Genomic DNA, 3,145 nt, shown 5'->3' with positions numbered 1-3,145 from the left:
AAAACAACATTTTGGGAATTAAAAGTATCGTTTTGGGAGATTAAAAACAACATTTTTATTGAAGTGTTATTTTTAATATGGTATAATGATTTTTGAGGAGGAATTTTAAATGGGAAATGAGATTGTGAAATATAATAATGATTTTAATAATCAGGCATTAAGAAACTTTTCGTCAGAAGAATTAAATTTATTAGTAACGTTTTTTCATAAACTTAAAGAGAAAGGTACAGATGTTCTTGAATACTCTTTTTATGAATTGAAAAAATTAATAATGCTTGAAAAAAATATGACTGTAAAAGAATTTACTAACACGATTATGAATGTTAATAAAAAATTATTATCATTGAACTATACATACAGAGAAAATAATACAATTGTACAAATGGCAATTTTTAAAACTTTTAAAATAAATTTAGATGAACAGATATTAATGATTTCTTTAAATGAGGATTTTAGATTTTTACTTAATGATTTTAATAAAGAGTGGACTAGATTTGAGTTAGAAGAATTTGTGAATTTAAAGTCTAGTTATGTAAAAGAATTTTATCGTAGAATGAAACAATTTAGAAAAACAGGATTTTGGAGATGTAGTATTGATGAATTTAGGTATTTGATGGATATTCCTGAAAATTATAAGATAACTAATATTGATACTCGTGTTTTAAAGCCAATTATGAGAGAGTTAGGAGAAAAATACAACTTGAAAATTGAAAAAAAATATGGTTTTTCTGGTGGACGGGGAAGAAGCCGAGTTACTGGATTTGAGTTTAAATTCTCTACTGAGAAAAAAGTAGATATTGTAGCAGGTAATGAAGAAGAAGTTAATAATAATCCAATTCCTTTGAGTAAACCTAGAAAACCAAAAAAGAAAGAAGAAACAAGGACAGTTCTAGAAAGAAAATCAAGAATAATTGAAGCTATTCCGAAACAAGAAAAAGAAAAAACTTTAAGAGAAAAAATAAGGGATAAAATTAATGAAAATACAGAAACAATAGAAAATTTGGAAGCGATATATACAGGACTAAAAGATAAGATACAATTCAAAAAATTAACTGAAAAATATCCTCAAAAAATAGAGGAGATAAAAAATATGAATATGCAATTAAAAGCTATTTATAACATTGATGAAAATGATTTTACACAAGAAATAATCGAGTTGGCGGAGGATTTGATTATAAAAAAATAATAGGGGAAAATTATTATATATTCAGTTTGTCAGTCGTGACTGACAAACAAAAAATTTGCTTTTTTCATAAATAGTGTTATACTGAAAATAAAGGATAAATATATTTCAGGGAGGATATTATGAAAAAAATAGCAATTGTAAATAATAAAGGCGGTTGTGGTAAAACAACGACTGTTTTCAATTTGGCACACTATTTTGCAAAACAAGGGTTAAAGACTTTGGCAATAGATACAGATCCGCAGCTTAATCTTTCTACAAATTTTGGAGTAAATGTTAATGAATTAAATTCTTCGTTGGGAGATTATTTACTTGACAAAGTAAAAAAATTTAAACCTGAAATATTAAATGAGAATTTACATTTAATAAGTGCAGGCTCTGAAGCAGAAAGAGATATGGAAGAATTAAAAAATCAAGGGCCATATTATTACCAACTGTTGGATAGGTTTTTAGAAAATTTATCAGAAAATTATGATGTTATAATATTTGATACAGCTCCAGCATTTAATGCTTATACAACTTCCGCAATTTATACTTCAAGCGTTTATCCTGTAATATTACCTGGAATAAATGAACTTTTAGGACTTAATGCTACGATTAATTTTACACAAGGATTAGGAAAGGACATATCAGGAATTATATTAATTAGAAAAGAAAAAACAGCATTGTCAGATCAGATACAGGAACAGTTGCAAGAAGAATACAAAGATTATTTGTTAAAAAATATAATAAGAAAAAATGTAGCTCTTTCTGAGTGCATTGTTACACATCAATCAATATTTGATTATTCAAAAAATGCAAATGGAGCAAAAGACTATAGTAACTTAGCAGAAGAAATAATGAAAAAAGAGGGTATAAGATGAGTAAAAAATTTAATCTAGATCTTAGTAAAATTAACAGTAAAAAAGTTCCAGCAGTTGCAAAGGTTGAAAGTATTTATGATATAAATTATGAGGAACTTGAGATATCAGGAATAGAAAAAGAAAAACTTATAAAGTATGAAAACGACATAACTTTCCATAAAGAAAAGTCAATGGAACATATTTTTAAATATTCAAAAGCAATATTTGAAGCCAATCAAATTTTTTCAAATAAAGGAAATGGATTTTTTGGAAAATGGATAGAAAAATTAGGTGTAGATAGGGATAGTGCAAATGTAGCAATAAGAAAATATTCCTTATACTTAAAATATCAAACTAAGGGACTTGAAGAGCCTGAAAAAGTTTTGGCATTATCTAACAGAACTGTAAAAACTTTAACAGGGCAAAAAAAAGATGATTTCAAAGAAACTGAAATTATAGAAGTAATTACATCAGATAATCCAACTTCAAAATTAAAAGAGATAGAAGAACAGAAAGAAGCAATAAAATTATCAGATGTAGAAGAAAAAAGAATTTTTTTAACAAGAGAGAAAGTAAAAAGACAGCATTTGATAAAAAAGATAAGAGAAGAAATTAGAGATATTGAGGAAAAAATTAAATCTTTAAATTAAAAGTTCATAGCGACAATGACTTACAGATTAAAAACTCATAGTAGTGATGATGAAGAGCAGTTCTAAAAGGCTGCTCTTTTAATATGGAAATAAATTATTTTTACTTTGAATTTTGGCTTTAATTGAAACAACAAATGTTTACTAAATTTTTTCAGATGAAACTGGCAGAAAAATGATTCAGTTTTGCGAAGTGGAACGCTCGCATTACGAACTCATTTTTTTGCCTGAAAAGCCCTCGGCGTTTGAGAGCTCGACAGTAATTTTTGAAAAAAATGACAGGCGAGCCATTCATTTTTAATGAATGGAGGAGCTTTGCAAAGGGCTTCGCCCTCTTGCATTGCGACTGGCCGATGCAGAAATTGAACAGTCAAGAAACCTACGATTTGCAAAAAAAATTATAAATAAGTATAATTAGAATAAATTGGAAAATGTAGAAACATTTTTTGATAAAAGGGGGAATAAAAATGGCT

The 3,145-nt window shown here is 27.1% G+C and carries 3 protein-coding genes; all 3 read left to right on the top strand.

Annotated elements, in window-relative coordinates:
• The first annotated feature begins 109 nt into the window (after positions 1-109).
• Entirely contained in the window at positions 110-1,186 is a 1,077-nt protein-coding gene (locus K324_RS0109460; protein WP_026748916.1) for a replication initiation protein, read from the top strand.
• Between the two features lie 119 nt (positions 1,187-1,305).
• Positions 1,306-2,046 (top strand): ParA family protein, encoded by a 741-nt coding sequence (locus K324_RS0109455; protein WP_026748915.1) that lies wholly within the window; start codon positions 1,306-1,308, stop codon positions 2,044-2,046.
• Entirely contained in the window at positions 2,043-2,675 is a 633-nt protein-coding gene (locus K324_RS0109450) for a hypothetical protein (protein WP_026748914.1), read from the top strand. The genes K324_RS0109455 and K324_RS0109450 overlap by 4 nt, the downstream gene beginning before the upstream one ends.
• The last annotated feature ends 470 nt before the right edge of the window (positions 2,676-3,145 follow it).

The sequence above is a fragment of the Leptotrichia trevisanii DSM 22070 genome (genome assembly GCF_000482505.1).
Classification (GTDB): Bacteria; Fusobacteriota; Fusobacteriia; order Fusobacteriales; family Leptotrichiaceae; genus Leptotrichia; species Leptotrichia trevisanii.
The sequence above is the reverse complement of the archived record's forward strand: the minus strand, read 5'-3'. Positions and strand labels throughout refer to the sequence as shown.